This is a genomic window from Deltaproteobacteria bacterium, assembly GCA_016709225.1.
In the GTDB taxonomy this organism is placed as follows: domain Bacteria; phylum Myxococcota_A; class Polyangia; order Nannocystales; family Nannocystaceae; genus Xiheibacterium; species Xiheibacterium phototrophicum.
Map to the genome: position 1 here is coordinate 2754507 of JADJEE010000012.1, position 17547 is coordinate 2772053.

23 protein-coding genes are annotated in these 17547 nt (G+C 71.0%); 13 read left to right on the forward strand and 10 right to left on the reverse strand.

The window, feature by feature from the left end; translation table 11 throughout:
- The first annotated feature begins 28 nt into the window (after window positions 1-28).
- On the forward strand, window positions 29-682 hold the full coding sequence (locus tag IPH07_36375; GenBank protein MBK6922921.1) for a sigma-70 family RNA polymerase sigma factor: 654 nt from the start codon (window positions 29-31) through the stop codon (window positions 680-682).
- 51 nt (window positions 683-733) lie between these two features.
- Here IPH07_36375 and IPH07_36380 read toward each other — a convergent pair whose 3' ends face one another.
- Window positions 734-1678: a dienelactone hydrolase family protein gene (locus IPH07_36380; protein ID MBK6922922.1), complete on the reverse strand. Its 945-nt coding sequence runs from the start codon at window positions 1676-1678 to the stop codon at window positions 734-736.
- Window positions 1679-1988: 310 nt separating this feature from the next.
- On the opposite strand from IPH07_36380, the gene IPH07_36385 reads away from it, so the two are divergent.
- Complete coding sequence (locus IPH07_36385) at window positions 1989-3257, forward strand: hypothetical protein (protein ID MBK6922923.1); 1269 nt, start codon at window positions 1989-1991, stop codon at window positions 3255-3257.
- 18 nt (window positions 3258-3275) lie between these two features.
- Here IPH07_36385 and IPH07_36390 read toward each other — a convergent pair whose 3' ends face one another.
- The gene (locus IPH07_36390; protein ID MBK6922924.1) at window positions 3276-3683 is read right to left on the reverse strand and encodes a hypothetical protein; all 408 of its coding nucleotides are present in this window, start codon (window positions 3681-3683) and stop codon (window positions 3276-3278) included.
- Between the two features lie 35 nt (window positions 3684-3718).
- Between IPH07_36390 and IPH07_36395 the strand changes: the two genes are divergently transcribed.
- The gene (locus IPH07_36395) at window positions 3719-4615 is read left to right on the forward strand and encodes a hypothetical protein (GenBank protein MBK6922925.1); all 897 of its coding nucleotides are present in this window, start codon (window positions 3719-3721) and stop codon (window positions 4613-4615) included.
- 10 nt (window positions 4616-4625) lie between these two features.
- Here IPH07_36395 and IPH07_36400 read toward each other — a convergent pair whose 3' ends face one another.
- Window positions 4626-5177 (reverse strand): ATP-binding protein, encoded by a 552-nt coding sequence (locus IPH07_36400; protein MBK6922926.1) that lies wholly within the window; start codon window positions 5175-5177, stop codon window positions 4626-4628.
- Window positions 5178-5308: 131 nt separating this feature from the next.
- Between IPH07_36400 and IPH07_36405 the strand changes: the two genes are divergently transcribed.
- Window positions 5309-6127, forward strand: coding sequence for a 1-acyl-sn-glycerol-3-phosphate acyltransferase (locus tag IPH07_36405; protein ID MBK6922927.1), 819 nt, complete (start codon window positions 5309-5311; stop codon window positions 6125-6127).
- On the opposite strand, the gene IPH07_36410 is transcribed toward IPH07_36405, so the two are convergent.
- The gene (locus IPH07_36410; GenBank protein ID MBK6922928.1) at window positions 6096-7073 is read right to left on the reverse strand and encodes a ketoacyl-ACP synthase III; all 978 of its coding nucleotides are present in this window, start codon (window positions 7071-7073) and stop codon (window positions 6096-6098) included. The two genes, IPH07_36405 and IPH07_36410, sit on opposite strands and share 32 nt — an antisense overlap.
- Before the next feature lie 121 nt (window positions 7074-7194).
- Between IPH07_36410 and IPH07_36415 the strand changes: the two genes are divergently transcribed.
- The 5 genes from IPH07_36415 to IPH07_36435 all read left to right on the forward strand — a co-directional run bounded on the left by IPH07_36415 (window position 7195) and on the right by IPH07_36435 (window position 11184).
- Window positions 7195-7716 (forward strand): hypothetical protein, encoded by a 522-nt coding sequence (locus IPH07_36415; protein MBK6922929.1) that lies wholly within the window; start codon window positions 7195-7197, stop codon window positions 7714-7716.
- Window positions 7713-9233, forward strand: coding sequence for a hypothetical protein (locus tag IPH07_36420; GenBank protein MBK6922930.1), 1521 nt, complete (start codon window positions 7713-7715; stop codon window positions 9231-9233). The genes IPH07_36415 and IPH07_36420 overlap by 4 nt, the downstream gene beginning before the upstream one ends.
- A gap of 71 nt (window positions 9234-9304) precedes the next feature.
- Window positions 9305-9556 carry a hypothetical protein gene (locus tag IPH07_36425; GenBank protein MBK6922931.1) on the forward strand — a complete coding sequence of 84 codons (252 nt, stop codon included), beginning with the start codon at window positions 9305-9307 and terminating at the stop codon, window positions 9554-9556.
- 54 nt (window positions 9557-9610) lie between these two features.
- Complete coding sequence (locus IPH07_36430; protein ID MBK6922932.1) at window positions 9611-10078, forward strand: HAD hydrolase family protein; 468 nt, start codon at window positions 9611-9613, stop codon at window positions 10076-10078.
- The gene (locus IPH07_36435) at window positions 10075-11184 is read left to right on the forward strand and encodes an anhydro-N-acetylmuramic acid kinase (protein ID MBK6922933.1); all 1110 of its coding nucleotides are present in this window, start codon (window positions 10075-10077) and stop codon (window positions 11182-11184) included. The genes IPH07_36430 and IPH07_36435 overlap by 4 nt, the downstream gene beginning before the upstream one ends.
- A 79-nt stretch (window positions 11185-11263) precedes the next feature.
- Here IPH07_36435 and IPH07_36440 read toward each other — a convergent pair whose 3' ends face one another.
- The 3 genes from IPH07_36440 to IPH07_36450 are packed head-to-tail and all read right to left on the reverse strand — an operon-like array spanning window position 11264 to window position 12269.
- A complete protein-coding gene (locus IPH07_36440) occupies window positions 11264-11527 on the reverse strand; it encodes a zf-HC2 domain-containing protein (protein MBK6922934.1) in 264 nt (87 codons plus the stop codon).
- Complete coding sequence (locus tag IPH07_36445; GenBank protein ID MBK6922935.1) at window positions 11524-12093, reverse strand: sigma-70 family RNA polymerase sigma factor; 570 nt, start codon at window positions 12091-12093, stop codon at window positions 11524-11526. The genes IPH07_36440 and IPH07_36445 overlap by 4 nt, the downstream gene beginning before the upstream one ends.
- Entirely contained in the window at window positions 12060-12269 is a 210-nt protein-coding gene (locus IPH07_36450; protein ID MBK6922936.1) for a DUF2892 domain-containing protein, read from the reverse strand. Before IPH07_36450 ends, IPH07_36445 begins: the two co-directional genes overlap by 34 nt.
- A 158-nt stretch (window positions 12270-12427) precedes the next feature.
- Here IPH07_36450 and IPH07_36455 point away from each other — a divergent pair, with 158 nt between their 5' ends.
- Together IPH07_36455 and IPH07_36460 are read left to right on the forward strand one after the other, a co-directional pair.
- Window positions 12428-12766, forward strand: a complete 339-nt coding sequence (locus IPH07_36455) for a winged helix-turn-helix transcriptional regulator (GenBank protein MBK6922937.1) — start codon at window positions 12428-12430, stop codon at window positions 12764-12766.
- The gene (locus tag IPH07_36460) at window positions 12763-13209 is read left to right on the forward strand and encodes an SRPBCC domain-containing protein (GenBank protein ID MBK6922938.1); all 447 of its coding nucleotides are present in this window, start codon (window positions 12763-12765) and stop codon (window positions 13207-13209) included. The genes IPH07_36455 and IPH07_36460 overlap by 4 nt, the downstream gene beginning before the upstream one ends.
- Before the next feature lie 34 nt (window positions 13210-13243).
- Here the strand turns inward: IPH07_36460 and IPH07_36465 are convergent, their stop codons facing one another.
- The 3 genes from IPH07_36465 to solA all read right to left on the reverse strand — a co-directional run bounded on the left by IPH07_36465 (window position 13244) and on the right by solA (window position 16669).
- A complete protein-coding gene (locus IPH07_36465) occupies window positions 13244-14485 on the reverse strand; it encodes a hypothetical protein (protein ID MBK6922939.1) in 1242 nt (413 codons plus the stop codon).
- 108 nt (window positions 14486-14593) lie between these two features.
- A complete protein-coding gene (locus tag IPH07_36470) occupies window positions 14594-15337 on the reverse strand; it encodes a PilZ domain-containing protein (protein MBK6922940.1) in 744 nt (247 codons plus the stop codon).
- Window positions 15338-15511: 174 nt separating this feature from the next.
- A complete protein-coding gene (gene solA, locus IPH07_36475; protein ID MBK6922941.1) occupies window positions 15512-16669 on the reverse strand; it encodes an N-methyl-L-tryptophan oxidase in 1158 nt (385 codons plus the stop codon).
- Window positions 16670-16819: 150 nt separating this feature from the next.
- Between solA and IPH07_36480 the strand changes: the two genes are divergently transcribed.
- Both IPH07_36480 and IPH07_36485 read left to right on the forward strand, forming a co-directional pair.
- The gene (locus IPH07_36480) at window positions 16820-17278 is read left to right on the forward strand and encodes a phage holin family protein (GenBank protein ID MBK6922942.1); all 459 of its coding nucleotides are present in this window, start codon (window positions 16820-16822) and stop codon (window positions 17276-17278) included.
- Window positions 17239-17499, forward strand: a complete 261-nt coding sequence (locus IPH07_36485) for a hypothetical protein (protein MBK6922943.1) — start codon at window positions 17239-17241, stop codon at window positions 17497-17499. Before IPH07_36480 ends, IPH07_36485 begins: the two co-directional genes overlap by 40 nt.
- Window positions 17500-17547: the final 48 nt, after the last annotated feature.

Below are 17547 nucleotides of genomic sequence, written 5' to 3' on the forward strand. Positions count from 1 at the left end.
TGCGGGTGAGGCATGCTGGGTGCCGACGATGGAGTCGCAGCCGTCCGACGAGGAGCTCTACCGCCGCTGGGCGGCCGGTGACGCCGCCGCTGGCAGTCGTCTCGTCGATCGACATCTCGGCCGGCTCGCGCGCTTCTTCGTCAACAAGGTGAGCCGGCCCAGCGATGCCGAGGAACTCGTCGGCACGACCTTCGAGATCATCGCCCGCAAGCTCGGCGATTTCGCCGAAGCCAGCAGCTTCCGCGCGTATCTGTACGGCGTTGCCCACAACGTGCTGCGCAATCATCTGCGGGGCCGGCGTCGCAATGACCGCGAGATCGATCCCGAAGTCGATTCGGTGGCGATGCTGGGTCCCTCCCCCGTGACGCTGGCGCACGAGCGTCGCGAGCATCGCTTGCTGCTCGAGGGCCTGCGGCAGCTGCCCCTCGAGCTGCAGGTGGTGCTCGAGATGAGCTACTTCGAGGCCATGTCCCGCAGCGAGATCGCAGCGGCGCTCGAGCTACCCGAGGGTACGGTCGCGAGCCGCATGCGTCGCGCCGTCGCTCGGCTGCAGGAGACGCTCGCCCGTCTGGCCGAGACCCCCGAGCTGTTGCAGTCGACCCTGCATGGCATCGCAGACTGGGCCGCGGCGCTGCGCGAGCGCATCGATGCCGGGCACGACGCCGCGAAGGATCCTGGCTGATCGCGTCGTCGCGGGCGGGTGCCGGGCGCGGCGTCGTTCCGGGCGGCAGCTTCAGGTCTTGCTGGACAGCATCGCGAGCAGCCGTGACCACGCGCGCTCGGCCTGGGTCTCGTCGTAGACGGGCGAGTCGGTGACGCACCAACCGTGCTGTGCGGGGTAGACCTCGATCTCCGCGAAGAGGCCGGCCGCGTCGGCGCTCTCGCGCAGCGTGGTCTTGCTCTCCGGCTCGCGCTCGTCGTCGTTCTGCGCGATGCAGATGAGGGCGGCGGCCTTGGTGCTGGCGAGCAAGCGATGGGGGCTGTCCGCGTCCGCTGTGACGAGGCCGCCGCCGTGGAACGAGCCGATCACGCCGACGCGCGCCGGCACTGCGGCAGCCGTGCGCAGCGTGAAGGGGCCGCCCATGCAGTAGCCGGTGGTCCCGACCTTGCGCGCGGTGTCGACCTGCGGCTGTCGATCGAGCCACGCGACGAATGCCGCAGCATCGCGCGTGATGGCCTCGTTGGTCAGCGCCTCGCGTGCCGGGGTGATCTTCGCCTTGCCCTCGGGGGTGCGCCACTGCTCGAAGGACTCCAGCACCGGCATCTTCGCGTTGCGGTAGTAGTGATTCACCGCGAGCACCGCGTAGCCCTGCGCGGCCAGCCGGGTCGCCATCGCCGTAAACGACGGGCGCAGGCCCGCGATGTCGGGCCAGATCAGCACCGCGGGATGCCGACCGCTCGTTGGTGCCACGAAGAACGCCTCGGCGACGCCGTCGCTGGTTTCGATCGTGACCATCTCTGCATGCGGCGTGGTGGTGGGCGGCACCGCGTCCGGCGAGGTCGGTGTCGGCTCGGTCGGCGGCGGTGCGTCGGTCGATGCCGTCGCGGTCGCGCCGGGCTTGCAGCCTGACAACAGGCTCGCGACCGTCGCGGCGGTGCCGAGTCCGAGCTCACGGCGGGTGAGTCCGGCCTTGCGCAAATAGATCGCGTTCTCGATCTCGGTGTCGTCGTCGCACATGACCGTCCCGATCTAGCACGCATCCATCGCACTGGTCTCGACGATCCCGCCGCGTTCGACGCGAAGCGGCCCAGCCAGGGACACGCGCCGATTCGCCGTGCGTTCGCTGCACGTCGCGCGCGACTCGAAGCTCGTGTGCACGGCGTCCTTGTCCTGTAGACCTCGCGACGACGCAAGGACGGACGACGTGTCGCGCAAGATCCCAGCCATCGATGTGCAATGGTCGACCTCGCAGGTCGACGAGGTCGCGAACACTGTGCGAGGAGGTCGCGCGCTCGCGATGGCAAGCGCCGTCGCTCGGGAGCGTGCCGTGACGTGGTTGGTCGAGCAGCAGCTCGATCGGCGGCGCGCCGCCGATGGGCGCTGCGTGGGGATCCAGGCCGCGCTCGCGACCGGGCCCGAGGGTGAGCAGCCGATCGACCTCTACGATCTGCTGGACGGACACCTCGCGGCCTCAGATCCGCGCAACGAAGCCGACCCGTGGCTGGCGATCGTCGATCAGATCCGCGACAAGCTCGGATTCCCGTTGGAGCCGGAGCTCTTCTCCAACATGGTGTTCGCCGCGTACCTCGGCGATGCCGAGCACCCTGCGCTCCAGCGGATCGCGCGCGCCTTGCTGGCGACGTTCTGCCACGGCGACGCGGCCGGGCTCTATCACTTCTTCACTTCGCTGCGCTTTGCGTGCGACACCGACTGCACGGGCATGGCGCTGCGCGCCCGGCTCGCCTGTGGCGAGCTCGATCCGAGCGATGCGCGCGGCGCCGCGGCGCTGCGTCGATCGACGGCGGCGATCCTCCGCAGCGCGGCCATCGACGAGCTCGCGGCGGCCGACAACCGCAGCTACGGCAAGCTCAACGGCGCGCTGCGGCGCCACGTCATCAAGGTCTACCTCGATGATCACGAGGTCCAGGGGCGGATCACCGACCGCGGCCGCAAGAACAACCCCGCGGTGGTCGCCAACGCGCTGTACCCCGTGCTCTGCGAGCTCGAGTGCGGACGACGGCGGCCCGACGAGCGCATCGCGCTGCGCGAGTTCGTCGAGACCTCCGAGGCCCCGATCGTCGCCGAGGCAACCGTCGCGTCGATCGTGCGGGCCAGCCTCGCCTACGTCGCGGACTTCGTCCACGCCGGCCAGTGGCGCGAGGGGTGTCGCTACTACGCACTGCCGGACGCGCCGCTGTGCTTCATCGCGGAGCTCGCCGCGCGTCATCCCGTGATCGACGATGCCCACGGCTTGCGGCCGGCGCTGCGAGCCGCGGTGATCGAGCGTCGCACGCACGCGCGGGGGCCGTTCGGGCCTGAGCGTCCGTTGTCGGCTGCGTTGCGGGCGATCACGGCGGCCAACGTCGGCCTCGATCCGCAGCCCGAGCTCGAGCAGCTGCTCGCCACTCAGGATGCCAGCGGCGCATGGCTCGGGTTCGACTGCCTCTACACGCTGGGGACCACGTCGTCGCGCTTGCCGGTGCACTTCGGCAGCGCCGCGCTCACGACCGCGCTGGCCGTGCGCGCGCTCGGCCGCCGGCCACCGACCGCGAGCGATGCCCGTTGGTGGCGCGCGCTCGTCGAGGCCCAGGGCTGAGCGATGGGCGCGCTTCGATCAACGATGGGGCGGCTCGGGGAAGGCCTCCGAGAGCTCGCGCACCGCTCGCATCTTGATGCCGGCGTACAGGCACACCGCGGCGCTGGCCATGCGTGCCAGCGGCGTGCCACCGACGATGGTCAGCGTACGGATCGCTCGCGGAGTTCCGAGCAGACATCGCTGCCACTCTTCGCGGGCATCGCGGGTGAAGCCGGTGATGTTCGTGAGGTCGACGACCAGATCGATCTGCTCGTGTGCAGCGATGTTGGCCTCGACCACCACCGCGCAACGAGCGGCGTCCTGCGCCGTGTGCATCTCGGACACGACGACGACGACCTTGCCCTGGCGCGTGAGGACTTCGCCCGCCACACGCACGATCATAGTGCGGTTCGCGGGCGGGGCCGTGCGATGATGGGCCGCGTGCATGTCGGTGCGTCCGCGCTCCGGCGAGGAGCAACGGCATGAACACCCGCGGCGAAGAAATTGCGGGTAGCGCCCTGTCGGCCGGGCGGCTTGCGCTCGTCGAGCACGTCCGAGCATGGGCCATGCGACACGGGCTCGACGCCGGCGCACGGCCGCGACAAGCGCTCGCGATCGCCACGTACGTCGAGCTGTGTGCGCCGCCCGGCGCCGCCCACCACCACCTCGAGGTGCTCGCCGAGCTCACCGCGTTGTTCTTCCACCTCGACGACATCGGGGCCTCGGGGATCCACGCGCTCGCGCAGCTGCAGCAGCTGCCGGGGGTGGCGGCGTTCTTCGCCGGCTTCGACGCGCGCGTACATGGCTCGGCGCGCCATCGCGAGCGCCTGGTCGCGTCGTTCGAGATCTGGCTGGCCGCGATCGTCGAGGAGCTGCAGGTCGACTTCGCGACCGTCTCGGTGGCGCGACACTGGGATCTCCGCCGTCGCAACGCCTTCATCGATCCCTACGTCGATGGATGGTTGGCGGTGCTCGAGCTCGAGCCGCCCCCGGCGCTCGCAGCCGAGCTCGCGCGCGCTCGGTTCGCGGCCCGCGACCTGATCATCTTGGCCAATGATCTGGGCTCGTGGGAACGCGATCGCGTGCGCGACGGCGAGCTCGCCGATCCCAACCTCATCGCGACCCGGGCCCGCGAGGCCGCCAGCAGCGACGCCGAAGCCCTGGCGTGGATCGTCGCGCAGCACGACCGCATCGCCGGCGCCTGCACCGACGACCTGCTCGTGCTCGCCGGGTGTGGCGGCCCGGCGCGTCGTGTCGCCGCGCTGCTGTCGTCGATCGTGCGCGGCAACGTCGAGGCCATGCGACAGCTCGCCGATCGCTACGAAGGCGCCCGCGGGGTGCTCGATCGACTGCGGCTGCCGCCGCCTGTCGATGCGTAGTGTGCGGCCGCTACAGCAGCGGCAGCTGCGGCGGTGCGAGCCGTCGCATCGCCTCGGCCTCGACCTGCTCGAGCCAACGCTCGCGTTCGTGTGGCGCGAGTCGCAGCGCCGGCAGGCCGCGGCGATCGAGCTCGCGCTCGACGCGGTCGGCGACGGCGCGCTGGAATTCCGGGTCGGTCGCACGCAGGCCATCGGGGCTGGGCGCGTCGATCACCGGCACCATCACGAGCAGATCGTAGGTCGCCATCCACGCGTCGACGAGGGTCTCGAGGGGTGGTTGGCGGCCGGCGGCGAGCAGCAGGTAGACATAGTTGTCGAGCACGCTGCGATCGCACAGCACCACGGGGTAGCGCGCGGACGCGACGAGCTCCTCGGCGAGCTGGGTGTGGAGGATCCACGATTGCGAGGCGAGGCCGGTCTCGCGGTTGATCGGCAGCGGGCACCGACGCGCGACCTCGTGGACGATCTCCAGCACGACGTCGCGGGCCTTGAGCCGCGCGGCGAGCCCGTAGCACAGGGTGGTCTTGCCGACCCCGTGCGTGCCGATGAACGCCACCTTCAGCCGGGTCGAGTCGGTCACCGCCGGGGATTGTAGGGCTTTGCTCCGCCGACGTGGCGGCCGCGCTGCCGCGCAGGGCGCTCCGGTGCCCAGCGGTGGACCGCGGCCGGGCGGTGCCCGTATAACTCGGCCGCGTGTCGGCGCTCCGAAGAGCCGGACTGATCCTGTTCTCGCTGTGGGCGTGGTCGGGCGGCTTTGCCTGGATGCTCGTCGGCGCCACCATCACGCTGCTGATGCTGGTGGTGGGCCTGCCGTACCAGCGCGTGCACCTGTGGGTCACCGCGCCGATGTTCGTGCACGTGGTGCGCGTGTTCTCGGCCGCGCGCGTGCGCGTCCACTACCACCCGGGCTTCGATCCCGAGCAGCGCAGCGTGTTCCTGCAGAACCACGTCAACCTGCTCGACGGTCACCTCGCGTCAGCGGCGATTCCCCACGCGTTCTCGGGCCTGATGAACGCGTGGCAGTTCCACATCCCGATCTACGGCTGGCTGATGCGGCTTTCCAAGGGCATCGGTGTGCGCCGCACCGGTCGCGAGCGCATCATCATCGAGCTCAGTGAGGCGGCGCGGGAGCGCAAGCGCATCGGCATGTCGGTGCTGACCTTTCCCGAGGGCCATCGCACCATCGACGGCAAGGTCCACGCATTCCGCCGCGGCGTCTTCTTGATGGCACGCAACGCCGACATGCCGGTGGTGCCGGTCGCCGCCCACGGCTTCTTCGAGGTCAACCGCAAGGGATCGTTCTTGATCCACCCCTGGCGGCGCGTCGACGTGCTCGTGGGGCCGCAGTTCCCGACCACGGGCTTGAGCGATGCGGAGGTCGGCGAGCTCGCCTCGCGCATGCAGGAGCTGGTGGCCTACGCGGTCGAGCACGGGCGCTGGCCCGAGTCGCTGCCCAGCGAAGTCTCGACCGTGCCCGCGGTCACCAGCGAAGCACGCTCGCGGCCCACGTGAAGCCGGTGCCGAACGCGGTGGTGACGATGATGTCACCGTCGTGGATGCGGCCCTCGGTACGGGCTTCGTGCAGCGCGACCGGGATCGTCGCGGCCGACATGTTGCCGTACTTGTGCAGCACCGAGTACATCTTCTCGCGTGGGATGCCGCAGCGCTCGCGTGCGGCCTCCATGATGCGCATGTTGGCCTGGTGCGGCACCATCAGCGTGACGTCGTCGGCGGTCACGTCGGCGTCCTTCATCGCCTGCACCGCGGCCGAGCTCATTGCCACCACCGCGTGCTTGAACACGGTGTTGCCCTCCATGTGCACCGTGTGCGCCGAGGCTTCGACGGTCTCGTGGGTCGCCGGCATGCGCGAGCCACCCGCCGGCTGGTAGAGGATCGGTGCGAGGTTGCCATCGGCGCCCCAGTTCGACGCGATGACGCCCGAGCGGCCGTCACCCGGCGTCACGATCGCCGCGCCGGCGCCGTCGCCGAACAGCACACACGTGCCGCGGTCGCGCCAGTTCACGACCTTGCTCATGACCTCGCCGCCGACCACGGCGATGCGGCGCATGCCGCCGGCCACCAGCGCGGTCGCGAGCTCGAGGCCGTAGAGGAAGCCGCTGCAGCCCGCACTCACGTCGAGCGCCGGCATGCCCTTGATGCCGAGCTTGTGTTGCACCCAGCACGCGGTCGAGGGGAACAGCGTATCGGTGGTGGAGGTGGCGACGATGAGGCCGTCGAGTGCCGACGGATCGAGATCCGCGTTCTCGCAGGCCGCACGCACCGCCTCGGCGCAGAGGTCCGAGGTGGCGACCGAGGGATCTGCGATGCGTCGCTCGGCGATGCCGGTGCGCTCTCGGATCCACTCGTCCGAGGTGTCGACCGTGGTCTCCAGCTCGGCGTTGGTGACCACGCGACTCGGCAACGCGATGCCGGTTCCAACGAGCTTGATTGCCTTCAAAACCGCCCCATACGCCCCGAATTGCAGGGCGCTCCGATCCGCGTCCCCAGTACCGCACCGTCGCGGCGACGGTCAACCCAAAGGACCCCATCGTCGTCGGTGTGCACGCGTCTTCGCAGGTGTGAACGCGAGCGAGCACCTCTCGAAATTTACGGCGGACGCGTGGGAACTTTCGACCGCAGGCTGGCGTCACGGTCAGGCTGTGGAGCTGCCCCCCGACGGTTTCCCCCCCTCGGCGTCCCCGCGTGTGACCGCGCCATCGAGCTGCGATCCGGCCTCGTCGGAGGCGAGCGCCGCGACCGACGACACGGCCATGGCGCAGCGGTTCACGGCCGATCCGTTCCACGTGCTGACGGCCCCGTTGTCCGCGAGCGCGCACGATCTGGTGCGTCGCGCCGCGGCGCTGCTCGAGGCGATTGCGCGCGGCGAGCCGGGCAGCGCCCGCTACCCGACGCCGCTGGGCGAACGGACCCGCGACGCGGAGGTGGTGCGCGCCGCGATCGACGAGCTGCGCGATCGCGAGGAGCGGATCGTGCACGAAGTGTGGGCGAGACTGCCGGTTCGATCACAGCCCGTGAGGCCCCCGGTGGCCCCCGGACCCTGGGCTGCGTGCGAGCGTGCCTTCGGGTGGAGGGGCCGATGACCGAGACGTTGGTGGTGTTGCTCTCGGTGGCGGTGTGCGTCGGGATCGGGATCTCGCCGCTGGCGTCGATCGCGACCGTCGATCCGCAGGGGCCGACCGCCCGCGCGATGCGTCGCGCGGAGCAGCAGTTCGCGGCCGCCGTGATGCTGGCCGCGACCTGCTCGCTGGTGACGCTGTGGGTGTTCGGCAAATCCGGCGAGGCCTTCTGGCCGCTGCTGCTGTTGCTCGCGGGCGCGGTGCCGTTGGTCCATCCGTGGCTGCTCGCGCGCTACCTCTTCGTGCCGCTCGGCGCGGTGCGCAGCGCCTACGTGGCCGGGCGACTCGCCGGGCATCCGTGGTTTCGCGATCCGGTCGGCGGTGCCGTGCTCACCGGGGTGCTCGCGTCGATGCGGCGTCGTCGCCACGATCCCAGGCGTGCGCAGTGGCTTCGACATCACCTCGACGGCGCGCGTGTCGGCGGTGCAGGGGTGGTCGCGCTCGGGCTGCTCGCCGCCGATGCCGGCGATCGCGAGACCGCGCGGGTGATCCTCGGCAGCCTCGACGAGATCGAGCCCGAGATCTGCCCGCCGCTCGCCCGCACGATCGCGCTCGACTGGTTGGTGGCCGACGCGGCCCGGCGCGGTGCCTGGCACGAGCTGGTCGAGCGCGTGAGCGACGACCCGTTCCCGACCCGCACCACGCGCTTCATCGGTGCGTGCGCGCGCCGCATGCTCGGCGAGTCGATCTCGCGACGCTCGATCTTCTGGTCGTGGCTCGGCGTGCCGCGGCGCCTGCGAACCGTGCCGCTGCTGTGGTCGGCGCTGCGACGCCCGCGAACACCGGCGCCGGCGATCCTCGACGCCGAGCTGTCGCAGCAGGCCGCCAACGGTGGCACCGAGCCGACCCTCACCGCGCTGGCGCTGCACGCCGAGGTGGCCGCGATCCCCACCACGCAGCCGGTCGCGGTCGCGGTGGTCGAGCGGCTCGCCGACGCCTGGGACCTCGCGCTCGGCGACTTCGAGCTGCGCGGGCAGGTGCGACGCCGCGGCGAGGCCCTGCTGCTCGACACCCCCGGCGAGCTGCTCGTGGCCCGGCTGCAGCGCGCGGTCGCCCGCGATCTCGCGCACCTCATGGCCCAGTGCGGGCGCGAGTCGACCCGACTCATGCGCTCGACCGGCATCCTCCGTCGCGCGCGCGACATCCACTTCGAGGAGACCATCGAGCACCTCACGCATGCGTGTGCCGAGCTGGGCCGCCGACGCGATGCCGCGTGGCTGCCGAGCGAGGCGTGGGTGCGATGGGTCCGCATGCGGCGGGCCTACCTGGTTGCAGTCGTGCCGCTCGACCTCGAGCAGCGCGCGGTGGTCTACGCCGCGGTCGAGCAGGAGGTGCGGCAGACCGCCGCCTGGCTGTGGAACGATCGCCGCGAGCGCGGCCTCGCCCATGCCATGTGCCTGTTCCTGCTGGCCGAGGCCGAGCACGTGAAGGACGCCGAGGCTGCGGCCTACTACCGCCACAACGTCGTCGTCGGCCTGTGATGTCGACGATCATCGTCGGTGCCAGATCGACCTGGAAATTCTTCGCTGCCCGGCGTCCAAGCTCCAGGCCGATGCAGGTGCACACCCTGGGCGCCCCCGAGCGGCGCATGTTGCTCGAGATGCTCGCCGGCGAACGTGCGGGCGAAGACATGATGCGCGTGGGCGACCGCTTCGGCCGCAGCGACATCGCCCGACGACTGTGCGAGCTCGACATGTCGGTGTGGGCCGACGACGACCACCTCGAGCTGACGTGGGAGGGGCGTTGGGTCGCCGAGATCCTCGCGAGCCACCTGGTGCGCTCCCAGCACCGTGACGCGGCGTAGCTCGCAAAACTCGACCGCCCGGATCCGCTCGGCTAGGCTCCGAGGCCGACCCCCGTGGACGGCATCGCACTCATCGCGTTCGACATCGACGGCACGCTGACCGACGCCACGACGTGGTGGGGCGGCGAGTCGACCGGGTGGCTGCAGCGCTACAGCGTGCGCGACGGCGAGGCGATCCTGCGAATGTCCAAGCGGCTGCACGTGCTGCCGCTGTCCCGCAACCAGACCGCCAGCGCGCGCGAGCGCATGGCGGGGCTGAAGCTCGACGGTCGCTGGCTCGGGGTCCGCAGCAAGCTCGAGTCGCTGACCGAGATCTGTCGCGAGTACGCGATCGAGCGCCGGCAGGTCTGCTTCGTGGGCGATGGCCCCGAGGACGCCGACGTGTTCGCGCAGGTCGGGCTCGGTTGCGCGGTCGCAGACGCGCATCCCAAGGCGCTCGCGGCCGCGCACCGGGTGCTGCGCGCCAGGGGTGGCGAGCGCGTGATGGAGGAGCTCGAGGCGTTGTTGGAGGTGAGCCCGTGAGTGCCGTCCGAGCGATCGGCCTGATGAGCGGGACCTCGTGCGATGGCGTCGACGCGCTGCTCGTCGAGCTCGCCCACGTCGACGAGCGCCACGAGCCGCGCGTGCTCGGCCACAGTCACGTGCCCTTTCCAGCCCAGCTCCGTGCCGAGCTGCGTGATCCGACCGAGCTCACGCTGCGTCGCGTCGCCGAGCTGCACTTCGAGCTGCCGCAGCTGTACCACGCTGCGGTGCAGGGGCTGCCGCAGTGGCGCAGTGCGGCCGTGTGCGGCATGCATGGCCAGACCGTGTGGCACGCCCCGCCGTCGCATGGCGTGCCGGTGTCGAACACGCTGCAGCTGGGCTCGAGCGGCACGCTCGCGCACCTGCTGGGCATGCCGGTGGTGGGTGACATGCGCGGCGCCGACCTGGCGCGCGGTGGCGAGGGTGCCCCGATCGCGCCGTTCTCCCACTGGTTCTTCACGCCGCCGTCGTCGCGCACGCGGCTGGTCGTCAACGTCGGCGGCATCGCGAACTACACCTGCGTCACGCCCGAGGTCGAGCACGTGACCGCGGCCGACGTCGGGCCCGGCATGATGATCACCGACGCGCTCGCGCGGCACGTCTCGCGCGGCGCCCTCGACTGCGACCACGACGGCGAGCTGTCGGAGGGCGGCGACATCGATCGCGCGGTGGTCGACTTCATCCTCGGTCACCCGTTCTTTCGGCGCGCCGCACCGCGCTCGACCGGGCGTGAAGACTTCGGCGGTGGCTTCGTGGCCGCGCTGCTGGTGCGCTTCGGCGGCCTCGAAGGCGCGACGCTGCTGCGCTCGAGCCTGTGGGCGACCGCGACCGCGATCGTGCAGGCCGCTCGCGAGCAGGCCCGCCCGATCGACGAGATCCTGCTCACCGGCGGCGGCGCGCGGCATCCGGGCCTGCGCGAGATGGTCGCCGAGCAGGCCGCGCCGATCCCCGTGCTCGTACACGACGCCGGCGTGTTCGCGCCCGAGCACCACGAGCCGGCCGCGATGGCGTTGATCGCCGCACGCACACTGGCGCGTTTGCCGAGCTCGCTGCCGCGGGTGACGGGTGCGCGCGAGGCCGCGATCCTCGGCCACGTGCACTGGTGACGTCCGTCGGCGGCACGGCGCCTTGCGGAGTCGCGGCCATGACGGCGGTCTGACCCACCACAATCCCTGTGTCGAGGTACTAGCGGGACAGTTGCGCCGCAAGGCGCACGAGCGCGTCTTCGTCGAGCGTCTCGGCGTCGTCGCTCGCGAGCCCGCGCACGGCTCGAACCATCGCGGCGAAACGGCCGCCGAAGCGCTCGCAGACATCGCACCCAGCCACGTGGGCCTCGACCGCACGGCGACGGGGTTCGTCGAGCTCGCCGTCGATGAACTCGCCGAGCAGCTCGAGCACCTGCGAGCAGCGCAGGCCCGCGACCTCGCGGTCGGTGGCGATCGTCGTCATGGCTGTCCTCCGGCTTTGGTCAGCGCCGCCAGCAGCTGCAGGCGTGCGCGGTGGAGTCGACTCTTCATCGCGCCGACCGAGATCCCCAGCGCGTCCGCGACCTGCTCGCTCGATTGCCCCTCGAGGTCGCGCAGCACGACGAGCTCGCGCATGTCGGGCTCGAGGGTGTCGAGTGCGGCCCACACCGCGGCGCGATCGATCTCGCTGCCGAGCTCGTCCTCGGGCGTGCGACCCCAGCCGGCCGCGACCCCGAGCTCGAGCAGCGACGGCAGCTCGCGTGCGTGGCTGTCGTTGCGCGCGCGTCGGCGGGCCGCGTTGCGCGTGATGCTCGAGAGCCACGCGCGTAGCTCGGCGTCGGTCTGCCCGCGGAAGCCTGCGAGCGCGCGATGGGCCGCGAGGAAGGCCTCTTGCCACGCGTCGTCGGCCGCGGCGTCGTTGCCCGCGATCGCCCGCGCGATGCGGCGCATCGCGGGGCCGTGCCGACGCACGAGCTGCTCGAACGCCGCGCCATCGCCGGCCTTCGCGGCGACGATCAGCTCGGCTTCGGATGACGCGTGACCGGACACGTGCTCAGACCGAACGCAGTGTAGAGCGGGCAGCTCCCGATGAGGCCGGTCGCGAGCAGCACCAGGCCCAACCAGCCCCAGGGCGTCTGTGGACCGACGAACACGAGGGCCAGCAGTGTCGCACCGCCGACGATGCGCACGACTCGTTCGATGGGATGCTCGTTGTTGGGCAGCAGCTTGTTCATGGTGTCCTCCGGACCGTCACCGGTTCCGACCCCAGGAGTCCGCGCGGTCGAGCCACGGTTCGCGCAACGAAGGCCGCTCGGGTCGCGGCCTCGGGCGCAGCTCCTGCGCACGCACCGATGCGGCTTGACATATCAATAAGTCACGGCTAATGATAACGCCTGTGAACGCCGCAGTGGCCGAACAGAGGGTCTTCACGGCCCTCGCCGATCCCAGTCGGCGGGCCATCTTCGAGTCGCTCACCCGCGGTGAGGCCGCGGTGAAGGACCTGACCGCGCGCTTCGACATCTCGCAGCCCGCGGTCTCGCAACACCTCGCTGCGCTCAAGGACGCCGGCCTCGTGCACGGTCGTCGCGAGGGGCGCTGCGTGTTCTACCGCGTCGATCCGCGCGGCATGAAGCCGCTCATCGATTGGATCGCGCACTACCGTGCCTTCTGGACCGAGCATGTCGATCGGCTCGAGGCACTGCTGGACAGGATGGACGAATGAAGCCCGCCGACAAGACCCCGCCCTCGCAGACCGACTCGATCGTGTTCGAGTTCGACCTCGCGCACGCGCCCAACAAGGTGTGGCGTGCGCTCACCGACCCCGAGCTGCTGACGCAGTGGTTGTTGCCGGTGATCGGCTTCGAGCTGAAGACCGGCGCCGCCTTCACCTTCAAGACCCAGCCCTATCCCGGCTGGGATGGCACCGTGCACTGCCGCATGCTCGAGGTCGAAGACCAACGCCGCCTGCGCTACGCGTGGGTGGTCGGCAACATGGAGCTCGACACGATCGTGACCTTCACGCTCGAGCCGAGCGGCTCGGGCACGTTGCTGACGCTGGTGCAGTCGGGCTTCAAGCCGGAGCAGAAGCAGAACTGGGGCGGCGCACGCTACGGCTGGAACATGATGGGCGGCAAGCTCATCGACGTCCTCGCGGGGCTCGCATGAGCGCGGCGCCGCGACACGCCCGCGCCCGCGCGCGCTAGCGCGAGCGGGCCGCCGGCTCGGCCTCGGCCTCACGGGTGCTCACCGCATCCGAAGGCTCGATCGCCAGCGAGTCGAGCGCATCCTGCAGCGTGATGTACCACTTGGTCGCGACGTCTTCGGACTCGGCCGAGACCGCGTCGACGATGCGACCGCGTCGCACGATGCGGAAGCCGCGGGGCTCGTCCTTCGAGAACGGCGCGATGGCGCCGGCAAACTGATCGGCGTCCTCTTCGCGGTCCCACACGCTGCGCCAGATGATGACCTGCTCGCCACTGGGCATGCGCCACAGCGCGAGCCGGTCGCCGTCCCAGCCGATCGCGGCGCGCGTGGCCTTGGCGTCGTCGTAGCCGCGCTCGCGCAGCAGTCGTTCGATGGCGAGCTCGCCGACGACGTCGTCGTGGATCTGCTCGGCCTCGCCGGCGTCGTCGGGCCACGGCGGCAGCTCGACGTGCACCGGGAAGTCGCGGTCGAACTTGCCGGCGTGGAGCACCTGCTCGGTCGAGTTCGAGGGCTGCGCGAATGCGGTGAGCACCGCTTGCCAACCGCCGGCGGCGTGCAGGCGCGCGACATGCTCGGTGCCCGGGGCACACGGCACGTTGGCGTGGGTGCCGAGCAGCGCAGCGGGCACGTCGGTGGGCACCGCCTCCTTGCGGCGATGCGCGGCGTGCAGCGTGTTGGCGACGAGGGTCGCGAAGCCCTCGGCGAGGCACTGCCGCACCAATGCGGTGTCGGAGGTCGACTGCGCGTCGAGCACGCTGGTGCCGAGGCCGCCGAGGGCCTGGTCCATGTACGCGAACACCAGCGCCCGCGTGAGCGCGTGATCGAGGCGGGCATCCTGCGCGAGCACGTCGTCGCGGAACACGATGGTGTCGCGATCGTGCAGGTAGCCCACCTCGGTCGCCGAGGTCAGCATCTGCAGCACGCCTTCGCGCAGGCCAGCGCCGTTGGTGACCGGCGGGATCTCGAGCGCGCGACGCAGCTGGGCGAACGATTCGTGCGAGCTGCGCTTGCGCACGATCGTCAGCCACGCGTCGGCGATCGCCCGCATGTCCTTGCCCTCACGGGTCTCCATGAGCAGCGACTCGAGCTCGATGGGGAAGCCCAGGCGCGCGATCTCGGCCGAGAGCGCGACGATGCGCTGCTGCGGCGTGCCACCCTTGGCCGGCACGCCATCACCGGGCGGCGGGTTCGAGCTGCCAGTGTCGGGGCGACAGGCCGCGAGCGCCGACAGTGCCATCGCACAGAGCGCTCGGCGCAACGATGCATGCATCGCCGCTAGACTATCGCACGCCCGTGATGGGTGCGAGTGGCAAGGCGTGCGAGCGCACGCCTCGCACCCGCTGCACTACTCGGCCGATTCTTCCTCGTAGCCGGGGTCGAGCTGGAAGTCGAACTCGACCACCACTGGCGGTCCGTCGTAGCTGGGATAGTCGGCGGTCGCGACCGCGGCGCGCAGGCACTCGCGCAGCGTGCGGTTGCTGGTCATGCCCTTGGGCAGGTTGGTGTTCACACCCAGCGGCGTCGCGCCCTGCGGATTGAGCAGCACCGCGACGTGCGTCGCGCCATCCAGCGTGCGCGCGTGTGCGCCCTTGGTCTCGGTGACGCAGGCATCGATCGCGTCGTAGCGCTGTGAGAAGGCCTCGAGCACGCGCTGCTGATCGGGCCGCTCGCCGCCGGCGCCCATGTCCATCACCGTGTCGGCGTTGGGATCGAAGGTCGGCACGGTGGTGGTCGCGGCGGCGCTGGCGTTCGCCGCGGTGCCACCCAGCACACCGGCCACGAGCGCGGCGATGAGGCGCTGATGGCCCTTGCGGAACATGACACCGCACAGCGAGCGCTTGCCGGGCTTGGCCCATCGCACCTGCGCCTCCACGTCGATGCTCTTGCCGCCGGGCATCGCGAACTTGACCGTGATCGCGCTGCCGACCGCGGGCGTCAGACCCTCGAGCTCGAGGCACGCGCCGCCCTCCGAGAGGTTCGCGCTGCTGCCCTTCGCCTGGAGCTCGCCGTCACAGGCGTGGACGGGCAACACGAGGTCGAAGCGTTCGCTGGTACGGCGATTGGAGTCGAGCTGCAGTGCGGCTTGCATGGCGGGGTTCCTAGAGGCTTGCGTTTGGCGGGCAGGTTTGGGGCCAGCGTGCCGGGGGCGGGCACGTTCCGGCGTCGCGAGTGTCATCGACGGCACACGCGAGACCTTGAGGGGATCGATGCGGACGCGATCGGGCCGGCTTGATCCCGCGCTGCGTTCGGAGCGCGGACGCAGTCAGCCCATGTGACGCGCGCGACAGAACTGCTGTGGCGGTGCGGAACCGTCGTCCTGCACCAGACGCGCGACGAGCTCACCCACCGCGGGGGCGAACTTGAAGCCGTGGCCCGAGCACCCGCCCGCCACGATCACGCGTGCGTCCTCGGGATCGCGATCGATCACGAAGTCCCAGCTCGGCGTGGCGGTATAGAGGCAGACCCGATGATCGACCAGTTCGCCGCCGGCGCACGGGAAGTGCTCGTCGATGAACTGCCGCAGCGGCGCGAGGTCGTGCTCGTGCAGCGCGCGATCGACATGATCGGGATCGACGCCTGGCTCGGCCGCGCGATGATCGTCGCCGCGTGCGACGTGGCAGGCGATCTTCACGCCGGCGATGCCGGCGTCGGCGTAGGGGAAGCCATAGAAGAAGCCCCGAGGATCGAACGCGCCCCACACCGGCAGGCGCGTGAGTGCGTCGCGATGCTCGGGCGCGGGACGCCACCAGGTCAGCACGCGACGCAGCGGCGTGAGGCGCTCGGGCAACAGCTGCGGCAGGAGCTGGGGTAGCCAGGCGCCGGCGGTGACGACCACGCGATCGGCGTGCACTCGTCGCCCGTCGTCGAGCACGACGCCGCAACGATCGCCCCGCGAGATCTCGCGCACGACGGCGTCGTAGTGCAGCGCTGCGCCGGCGGTCATCGCCTCGTCGCGCAACGCGTCGAGGCACGCCTGCACGTGCAGCTGACCGCCCGAGGGCGTGAAGCAGCCGTGCCAGTGGGCGGGCACGACGAACGGCCAGCGTCGCATGAGCAGGTCGGCATCGAAGCGCTGGTGATCCACGCCGTGTCGTTCGCACGCGTCGATCGATGCCAGCAGCTCGTGATCGCCCGGCGGGCCGAACTCGAGCATGCCGGTGCGATCGAGCAGGGCGCGACCGCTGCGCGCCGCGAGCTCGCACCACAGCGCGTCGGCACGCTGCACCAGCGGCACGTAGTTCTCACCCTCGTGGTAGGCCTGTCGGATGATGCGGGTGAAGCCGCCGTGGCTGCCGCGCTCGTGCACGTGACCGAAGCGCTCGAGCACCGTCACCTGCACACCGGCGCGGGCGAGTGCCCACGCGCTGGCCAGCCCCATGGTGCCGCCCCCCACGACGATCGCGGTCTTCGTCGGTCCCAATCCCCGGCACGATAGCACCGCCGGATCGCGATGCTCTTGGTCGCCGCCTCGAGCTTGGGGCGCGCGGACGCGTTCACGGTGCGCCCACGACCCAAGCTGCGGTCCGTCGGGCCACCTTTCGCGTTCGCGCGCTATCATCGGCTGCACGTCATGGCCATGCTCGTTGCGCCCGATCGACCGACCGCGCTGGCGACCCGCAAGGGTGGCGCCGCGGCCGATGGCGCGGCGAGCACGGCGAGCTTGGTGAAGGACGCGCTCGGTGACGCGGTCGAGGTGCTGCAGGCCCACGTCGAGCTGGCGGTGCTCGAGGTCCGCGAGGACGTCAAGGTTGCCGCGCGGGCCGGTGCGATGCTCGCGGTCGGTGGCGCGCTGGCGTTCTTGGCCCTGGCGTTGCTGCTGGCCGCGGCCGCGTTCGCGCTGGCGCTCGTGATGCCGGCCTGGGGCGCGTGTCTGATCGTCGGTACGCTGGTCGGGATCATCGCCGCGATCGTGCTGGTGCGCGCGCGCAACGGCCTGGTCAGCCACGGCTTCGGCGAGCAGACCACGCTCGCCCTTGCGGAGTCCAAGCAATGGATCGGGGAAAAATCCAGCGAGAAAAAGCCGAGCTAGTCGCGAGGATCCGCGATCGTCGGGCGCAGCTCGACGTCACCCTCGGACGTCTGCAGGGCACCGTCGAGCAGGTCCGCGAGCTGCCGGCGAAGGTGCGCGCCAACGTGCAGCGCGTGCGGAGCCTGACCGCACTGGCGGTGGCGGTCACGGCGGTCGGGCTCGCGTCGGTGCTGATCGTGCGCGCGCTGGTCGGTTCCCCACGCCCGCGTCGGCGGCGGTGAGACGCGATCGGGCGGCCGCCGGCTTCGCTCGTGTCGCCCACGGCCCGG

Excerpts from the sequence above, each read along its gene's own strand:
- IPH07_36375 (MBK6922921.1), top strand. The coding sequence starts at position 29 with ATGGAGTCGCAGCCGTCCGACGAGGAGCTCTACCGCCGCTGGGCGGCC.
- IPH07_36380 (MBK6922922.1), bottom strand. The coding sequence starts at position 1,678 with ATGTGCGACGACGACACCGAGATCGAGAACGCGATCTATTTGCGCAAG.
- IPH07_36390 (MBK6922924.1), bottom strand. The coding sequence starts at position 3,683 with ATGCACGCGGCCCATCATCGCACGGCCCCGCCCGCGAACCGCACTATG.
- IPH07_36395 (MBK6922925.1), top strand. The coding sequence starts at position 3,719 with ATGAACACCCGCGGCGAAGAAATTGCGGGTAGCGCCCTGTCGGCCGGG.
- IPH07_36420 (MBK6922930.1), top strand. The coding sequence starts at position 7,713 with ATGACCGAGACGTTGGTGGTGTTGCTCTCGGTGGCGGTGTGCGTCGGG.
- IPH07_36425 (MBK6922931.1), top strand. The coding sequence starts at position 9,305 with ATGCAGGTGCACACCCTGGGCGCCCCCGAGCGGCGCATGTTGCTCGAG.
- IPH07_36440 (MBK6922934.1), bottom strand. The coding sequence starts at position 11,527 with ATGACGACGATCGCCACCGACCGCGAGGTCGCGGGCCTGCGCTGCTCG.
- IPH07_36455 (MBK6922937.1), top strand. The coding sequence starts at position 12,428 with ATGATAACGCCTGTGAACGCCGCAGTGGCCGAACAGAGGGTCTTCACG.
- IPH07_36460 (MBK6922938.1), top strand. The coding sequence starts at position 12,763 with ATGAAGCCCGCCGACAAGACCCCGCCCTCGCAGACCGACTCGATCGTG.
- IPH07_36465 (MBK6922939.1), bottom strand. The coding sequence starts at position 14,485 with ATGGCACTGTCGGCGCTCGCGGCCTGTCGCCCCGACACTGGCAGCTCG.
- IPH07_36470 (MBK6922940.1), bottom strand. The coding sequence starts at position 15,337 with ATGCAAGCCGCACTGCAGCTCGACTCCAATCGCCGTACCAGCGAACGC.
- IPH07_36480 (MBK6922942.1), top strand. The coding sequence starts at position 16,820 with ATGGCCATGCTCGTTGCGCCCGATCGACCGACCGCGCTGGCGACCCGC.
- IPH07_36485 (MBK6922943.1), top strand. The coding sequence starts at position 17,239 with ATGGATCGGGGAAAAATCCAGCGAGAAAAAGCCGAGCTAGTCGCGAGG.